The following is a 6,523-nucleotide window of genomic DNA, read 5'->3' on the forward strand; positions in this document are numbered from 1 at the left end:
GCTGTGGCATTAGAAAGAGAATTCTGATATAATTTCCTTATGTTTAAAAGTCATAACGAAGAAGAACTAATGGCTATTGGTCAAAAAATAGGTCAAGTTCTTAAAAAACAAGATGTAGTAGTATTAACAGGAGATCTGGGTGCTGGAAAGACAACCTTGACCAAAGGCTTGGCGCGTGGTTTGGGGATCACCCAAATGATTAAAAGCCCCACTTACACTATAGTTCGTGAATATGAGGGGCGACTTCCCTTATATCATTTAGACGTCTATCGTATTGGAGAAGATCCTGATTCTATTGATTTAGATGAATTTCTTTTTGGTCAGGGTGTCACAGTGATTGAGTGGGGAGAGCTTCTTAATGATAGCTTACCAAGTGATTATCTGGAGGTTGTAATCCGCAAGGTTGATGATGGTCGTTGTGTGAGTTTATCTGCAAGTGGCCCACGTTCAAAAGAAGTTATTGGAGACCTTGGATGACAGAAACAACCTTAGATATTATAGAAGCAAGTCCACTTGATGCAGAAGCATTATTAGAAGCCTTATTACTCATTAAGGAAGAGACGGACTACATTGCTTGGCAGACTTCTAGCGATTCCTTTACAAAAGAAGCATTGAAAGATTTTCTAGAATGGTCTAGTGCGTCGACTAATAATATTTGTCTCGTGGCTAAAACACCAGAGACTATTTTGGGACTGATTAATATTAAAGGAGAAGAAGATCCTGCCTTATCTCATATAGGTGATGTTTTTATTGCTGTTAAAAGAGATTATTGGGGGTACGGTATAGGGCAAGTTCTTTTGGAAACGGCTGTCAATTGGGCATTAGAAACAAGAGAGATTAGACGCTTGGAGCTGACAGTTCAAAAGCGCAATAAACGGGCTATCCATATTTATGAAAAGTTTGGTTTTGAGATAGAGGGTTTGAAAAAACGTGGCATAAGAACAAAAGATGGGGAGTTTTTAGATGTTTACTTGATGAGTAAGCTGATAAATTAGAGAGTCGTATGAAAATTGGTAGAAAAATTTTGTTAATGTTGGGTGCAATTTTTACACTTAGTTTGGTTGCACTAGGAGTCTATACTTCTAATATTTATGGTTTTTCAACAGAGGAGTTGTCAAAAACGTTTAAGGATTTTAATACCTCAGAAAATTCGGGGAGTCAGGATGTTATTAAGCAGACAAAGCCTTTTTCTATCTTGTTAATGGGAGTTGATACAGGCTCTGCTGATAGAACATCGAAATGGGAAGGAAATAGTGATTCAATGATCCTATTGACCATAAATCCTAAAACGAATCAGACAACTATGACAAGTTTAGAGCGTGATATTTTAATTAATCTTTCTGGACCTAAAAATAATGAAGCCACAAATTCTGAGGCGAAGCTAAATGAAGCCTATGCGGCTGGAGGAGCCCAAATGGCAATTATGACCATTCAAGATATGTTAGATATTACAATTGACAAGTATGTTCAGATTAACATGGAAGGTTTGGTACAGCTTGTTGATGCCGTAGGTGGTATCACCGTGACAAATGATTTTGATTTCCCTATTTCTATTGAAGCAAATGAACCTGCTTATACGGCAACTGTTGAACCAGGGACACATCATATCAATGGAGATCAAGCTTTGGTTTATGCGCGCATGCGTTATGATGATCCTGAGGGAGACTATGGTCGTCAACGTCGTCAACGAGAGGTCATCGCAAAAGTGGTCAAGAAGGTCTTAGCTTTAGATAGTGTGAGCAAGTACAAGGACATTTTAAAAGCAGTTAGTGGCAATATGCAGACTAATATTGAAATTAGCTCTTCAACCATTCCAAGCTTGTTAGGCTATAGTGATGCTTTGAAAAATATCAAGACCTACCAGCTAAAAGGTGAAGATGCTACCATTAATGGCGGTTCTTATCAGCTAGTCACTTCTGAACATTTATTAACTGTTCAAAATCGCATTAAGAAAGCACTAGGACTTAAAACTAGTAAAACTTTGACAACGACGGCAATCTTATATGAAGATTACTATGGTGGAAGTTTAGAGGGTAGCAGTGCTTATTCAGAGGATTTTGTAACAGATTCGTATTCTTCAGATCAGACTGTAGCCGATCAGACTTATACTCCAAGCACTGTTTATCAAGAGGCTCCGTCGTCAGTTGGTCAATATCAACAAACTTATCAAGATACAACTACTTTACAACCGATTCAGTAGTCTTTTATAAAAATATCCCCTGACAGAATTTTCTGTTAGGGGATATTTTTATGAGTTTGTTTTTTGATAGTGTCCTAGAATGCGATTAATTTCAGAGATGTGGGCATCTTTTTCCTTTTCAAAATACCGCCATTTTTGCTGAAAATCTTGACCGTATTTTTGGAGTAATTGTGTTTGCTCTTGGATAATAGAAAGGTTGTTTTGGATATTGTCTAAATCCGTTTTAGCTTCATCTAAATTTTTAAGACCTTCTTGAGCAAATTGTGTGATGTGATCTCTTTTTTTATAAAGGGTATAGGCAAGAACAGCTGACCCACTGATTAAGGCAAGATGGGATAGTTTCAATTAAATCACCTCTTTGGAAATTGTTTTAGCTAACTCAGCTAGGGCTGTAAAGTCAGGCTCATGTGTAGTGTAGTGAATAGCGATGCCATCGTTTTCATCAAATCGAGGAACAAGGTGGATATGTGTATGAAAAACAGTTTGCCCTGCAATTTCCTCGTTATTAGCAATAATATTCATCCCCTTAGCCTGTGTAGCAGATTGAACGGCGCGGGCAATTTTAGGGATACGACTGAATAATTGTGACGCAGCCTCTTCAGTCATCTCAAGTGTATTTCTAGCGTGTGTTTTTGGAACCACTAAGGTGTGACCTTTGGTTGTTTGAGAAATATCTAAAAAGGCTAGCACTTGATCATCTTCATAAATTTTAGATGATGGAATTTCTCCAGCAATAATTTGACAAAAAATACAATTCTCCATATTGATTTCTCCTTTAGTTAAGTCTTTTTGTTATAATGATTATATCAAATTTTAGTGAGAAAACTTATGTTAAAAATCGAAAATCTAACAGGGGGATATGTCAATATTCCTGTTTTAAAAAATATTTCTTTTGAAGTAGCAGATGGAGAATTGGTTGGCCTGATTGGTTTGAACGGGGCGGGAAAATCAACCACCATAAATGAAATTATCGGATTATTACAACCTTATCAAGGAACGATTAGTATTGATGGATTACGTTTGTCTGATGATTTAGTAGCTTATCGAAAGAAAGTAGCTTTGATTCCAGAAACCCCAATTTTATATGAAGAATTGACGTTAAAAGAGCACATTGAAACGGTCATTATGGCTTATGATCTAGACGATAAAAAAGCCATGGACCAAGCAAAGGAGCTACTGGATCTTTTTCGCTTGACAGATCGTCTTGATTGGTTTCCCGTTAATTTTTCTAAGGGAATGAAGCAAAAGGTGATGATTATCTGCGCCTTATTGGTTGATCCGAGTTTGTTGATTGTGGATGAGCCGTTCTTGGGATTAGATCCCATTGCCATTGCAGATTTGACAAGGTTATTAGCTGAAAAAAAGAAAGCTGGCAAGTCTATCTTAATGTCCACCCATGTGTTGGATTCAGCGGAGAAAATGTGCGATCGCTTTGTCATTCTTCATAAAGGAGAAGTTAGAGCTAATGGTAGTTTGGAAGAACTTCGTCAACAATTTGGAGATCCTGAAGCAGATTTGACGGCCATTTATATGAAATTGACGAAAGAGGATTAAAATGGTAGAAAATGCTTTTAGAAAAAGGCGACACGTTTTTAGACAGCAATCCTTGAAGTATCTGCGGTATGTCTTGAATGATCACTTTGTTTTAGTCTTAATGCTTCTACTAGGATTTGTATTGGTGCAATACAGCCAATTATTGCAAAACTTTCCTAAGAATCCGTACCCTATTGCGCTTGTTTTATTTTCCATCTCCTTGCTATTACCTTTTTTAGGTGGACCTGCCACTTATGTTCAGGAGGCCGATAAGCTCTACTTTCTGACAAAAGAAGAAGAGGTAATAAGAGAAGTTCGTAAGGCCTATCGGAGTAGTTTTTGGACTTATTCATCCCTTCAAACGGCAATCTTAGTTTTAGTCTTACCTTTATTTTTAAAATTAGGTTTATCGCTTATCCACTTTATTTTGTTTGTGATGAGTCTGATTATTTTACGTTACATCATCAGTCATTATAGAAAAAAAGCAAGTGTCGAGGGGAACTTCTTGAACTGGGATCGAGTAATAGCGATTGAGAATAAGCGTCAACGTAGAATTTTAAGTTTTTTTGCCTTGTTTACGACGGTTAAGGGCGTCACAACAAGTGTTAAAAGAAGGGCTTATTTAGATCGACTCTTATCCTTAATGCCTCAAGCTCACCGATTGACTTGGGAAAATCTTCTGATTAGAGCCTTATTTCGCACAGGAGATTATTTTGGTTTAACACTTCGCCTGTTTTTTATTTCCCTCTTAGTGTTACTTTTTCTTCCTCAAAAATTACTGGCAGTTGGATTGACTCTGACACTAAATTATTTACTATTATTCCAGCTTTTAGGCTTATATCATGTTTATGATTACACCTATGCTCCACGTTTATTTCCAGTAGAAATTTCGGATAAAAAGAAGGGCTTGATGAAGGTCTTGAGAGGCTTGGCTTATGTCCTTGTTCTTTTTGAAGTAGTGGCTACAGGTTTTTCATGGGTTAGTTTAGGGTTGATTTTAGGCCAAGTGGTGCTGGTTGAAATCTATTTAGCTTATAAAATCAGAAAGATTGTTGACTAAGTTCGTCAAAACGAGTAAAATAAATAATACTGTTGTTTTAGAAGGAGGAGTAGGTGTCATTGGAAGAAAATAATTTAGAATTGACGCCTTTAAAAGGCAAAAGTGGTAAAGCCTTTATTGGGACTTATCCAGACGGCCAGCGCATCTTTGTTAAAATGGATACGACACCAATCTTAGCAGCCCTAGCCAAAGAACAAATTGCTCCTCAATTATTATGGGCAAAACGTCAAGCTAATGGTGGCATGATGACGGCTCAAGAATGGTTACAAGGACGGATTTTAACCAAAGAGGATATGACCAGTAAGCAAATTGTGCATATTTTGTTACGTTTACATAAATCACGTCATCTTGTGAATCAATTGTTACAACTAAACTATAAAATCGAAAATCCATATGATTTGCTAACAAGTTGGCAAGCTAATGCACCGATTGACATTCAAAAAAATTCCTTTTTACAATCTGTCGCTCAAGAATTAAGAAAAACCTTGCCAGAGTTTGAGCAAGATCAAGCTACTATTGTTCATGGTGATGTGAAACATAGTAACTGGGTGATTACCACAAGTGGTCTGATTTATTTGGTTGATTGGGATTCTGTTCGTCTAACAGATCGGATGTATGACATTGCTTATTTGCTCAGCCACTATATCCCACGTCAGAATTGGAAGACTTGGCTACACTATTATGGCTACCATACTCCTGAAGAGGTTTTGAGTAAGGTTAAGTGGTATGGACAATTTAATTATCTGTCTGAAATTGTGAAATTTTTTGCAATTGGAGATATGGAATACGTTAACAAGAAAATTTATGCATTACGCAAATTTAGGGAGCAGTTTTAATTATGCGCATGAGAAAACGTAAAGGTGCTGAGGATTTATTAGCTAATCATCCTCAGTACGTTATTACAAACCCAGAAGAAGCTAAGGGTCATTGGCATGAGGTTTTTGGCAATGACCATCCTATTCATATTGAAGTTGGATCAGGTAAAGGACGTTTTATCACAGGAATGGCAGCACAAAATCCTCATATTAATTATATTGGAATTGATATTCAATTATCGGTTTTGAGTTATGCCTTGGATAAGGTTTTGAAAGCTGATTTGCCAAATGTGAAGTTGTTATTAGTTGATGGTTCTAGCTTGACTAATTATTTTGCTGATGGTGAAGTTGATTTGATGTATCTTAACTTTAGTGATCCTTGGCCTAAAAAACGTCATGAGAAGCGTCGTCTAACTTATAAGGGTTTTCTAGATACCTATAAGCAAATCTTGCCTGAAAATGGTGAAATTCATTTTAAGACAGATAATCGTGGTTTATTTGAGTATAGCCTGGCAAGTTTTTCACAATATGGTATGTTACTAAAACAAGTTTGGTTAGATTTACATGCTAGTGACTATGAAGGTAATGTTATGACAGAGTATGAGGAAAAATTCTCTAACAAGGGTCAAGTGATTTATCGTGTGGAAGCTCAATTTTAAAATTGTACCTTTGTCGATGATGTGAGACCTAAAATGTTATTTTGAAGCTATCCATTTGTTAAGCTTTACTAGGAGCTAGCTCCTAGTAAAGCTTTTCTGATATCGATAGGAGATTTCCATCCTAAAGTTTGCATAGGGAGTCGATTAGAACGATAAAGATAGGTTTTCATCTGCTTGATCAGATCGTCATAGGAGTAGAAGGTCAAGTGCTGGTAGAAACGTCGATTGTCATTTCGATGACTGCGTTCAACCTTGC

Annotated in this window: 9 protein-coding genes and 1 pseudogene; 7 read left to right on the plus strand and 3 right to left on the minus strand. The window is 36.8% G+C overall.

The features are described from left to right. Window positions 1-39 precede the first annotated feature (39 nt). The 3 genes from tsaE to lytR are packed head-to-tail and all read left to right on the plus strand — an operon-like array spanning window position 40 to window position 2,200. A complete protein-coding gene (gene tsaE, locus ACVRWY_RS06760; protein ID WP_354369404.1) occupies window positions 40-477 on the plus strand; it encodes a tRNA (adenosine(37)-N6)-threonylcarbamoyltransferase complex ATPase subunit type 1 TsaE in 438 nt (145 codons plus the stop codon). Further along, a complete protein-coding gene (locus ACVRWY_RS06765; RefSeq protein WP_354369405.1) occupies window positions 474-995 on the plus strand; it encodes a GNAT family N-acetyltransferase in 522 nt (173 codons plus the stop codon). The genes tsaE and ACVRWY_RS06765 overlap by 4 nt, the downstream gene beginning before the upstream one ends. 8 nt (window positions 996-1,003) lie before the next feature. Next, on the plus strand, window positions 1,004-2,200 hold the full coding sequence (gene lytR, locus ACVRWY_RS06770) for a glycopolymer--peptidoglycan transferase LytR (RefSeq protein WP_354369407.1): 1,197 nt from the start codon (window positions 1,004-1,006) through the stop codon (window positions 2,198-2,200). 48 nt (window positions 2,201-2,248) lie between these two features. On the opposite strand, the gene ACVRWY_RS06775 is transcribed toward lytR, so the two are convergent. Together ACVRWY_RS06775 and ACVRWY_RS06780 are read right to left on the minus strand one after the other, a co-directional pair. Then, window positions 2,249-2,545, minus strand: a complete 297-nt coding sequence (locus tag ACVRWY_RS06775; RefSeq protein ID WP_354369409.1) for a chemotaxis protein — start codon at window positions 2,543-2,545, stop codon at window positions 2,249-2,251. After that, on the minus strand, window positions 2,546-2,962 hold the full coding sequence (locus ACVRWY_RS06780; RefSeq protein WP_354369411.1) for an HIT family protein: 417 nt from the start codon (window positions 2,960-2,962) through the stop codon (window positions 2,546-2,548). A gap of 66 nt (window positions 2,963-3,028) precedes the next feature. On the opposite strand from ACVRWY_RS06780, the gene ACVRWY_RS06785 reads away from it, so the two are divergent. From ACVRWY_RS06785 to trmB, 4 genes are read left to right on the plus strand one after another with little or no spacing between them, the layout of a single operon-like run. Beyond that, complete coding sequence (locus ACVRWY_RS06785; RefSeq protein ID WP_354369413.1) at window positions 3,029-3,754, plus strand: ABC transporter ATP-binding protein; 726 nt, start codon at window positions 3,029-3,031, stop codon at window positions 3,752-3,754. 1 nt (window position 3,755) lies between these two features. Further along, window positions 3,756-4,793, plus strand: coding sequence for an ABC transporter permease (locus ACVRWY_RS06790; RefSeq protein WP_354369415.1), 1,038 nt, complete (start codon window positions 3,756-3,758; stop codon window positions 4,791-4,793). A 53-nt stretch (window positions 4,794-4,846) separates the two neighbouring features. Next, window positions 4,847-5,629 (plus strand): cell cycle regulator CcrZ, encoded by a 783-nt coding sequence (gene ccrZ / locus ACVRWY_RS06795; protein ID WP_354369417.1) that lies wholly within the window; start codon window positions 4,847-4,849, stop codon window positions 5,627-5,629. Window positions 5,630-5,631: 2 nt separating this feature from the next. Next, window positions 5,632-6,267, plus strand: a complete 636-nt coding sequence (gene trmB, locus ACVRWY_RS06800; RefSeq protein WP_354369419.1) for a tRNA (guanosine(46)-N7)-methyltransferase TrmB — start codon at window positions 5,632-5,634, stop codon at window positions 6,265-6,267. 68 nt (window positions 6,268-6,335) lie between these two features. Here trmB and ACVRWY_RS06805 read toward each other — a convergent pair. After that, window positions 6,336-6,523, minus strand: a pseudogene (locus ACVRWY_RS06805) (IS481 family transposase); the annotation flags it as partial.

This window comes from Streptococcus porcorum (assembly GCF_053203725.1).

Excerpts from the sequence above, each read along its gene's own strand:
- lytR (WP_354369407.1), top strand. The coding sequence starts at position 1,004 with ATGAAAATTGGTAGAAAAATTTTGTTAATGTTGGGTGCAATTTTTACA.
- trmB (WP_354369419.1), top strand. The coding sequence starts at position 5,632 with ATGCGCATGAGAAAACGTAAAGGTGCTGAGGATTTATTAGCTAATCAT.
- ACVRWY_RS06765 (WP_354369405.1), top strand. The coding sequence starts at position 474 with ATGACAGAAACAACCTTAGATATTATAGAAGCAAGTCCACTTGATGCA.
- ACVRWY_RS06785 (WP_354369413.1), top strand. The coding sequence starts at position 3,029 with ATGTTAAAAATCGAAAATCTAACAGGGGGATATGTCAATATTCCTGTT.
- ACVRWY_RS06780 (WP_354369411.1), bottom strand. The coding sequence starts at position 2,962 with ATGGAGAATTGTATTTTTTGTCAAATTATTGCTGGAGAAATTCCATCA.
- tsaE (WP_354369404.1), top strand. The coding sequence starts at position 40 with ATGTTTAAAAGTCATAACGAAGAAGAACTAATGGCTATTGGTCAAAAA.
- ACVRWY_RS06790 (WP_354369415.1), top strand. The coding sequence starts at position 3,756 with ATGGTAGAAAATGCTTTTAGAAAAAGGCGACACGTTTTTAGACAGCAA.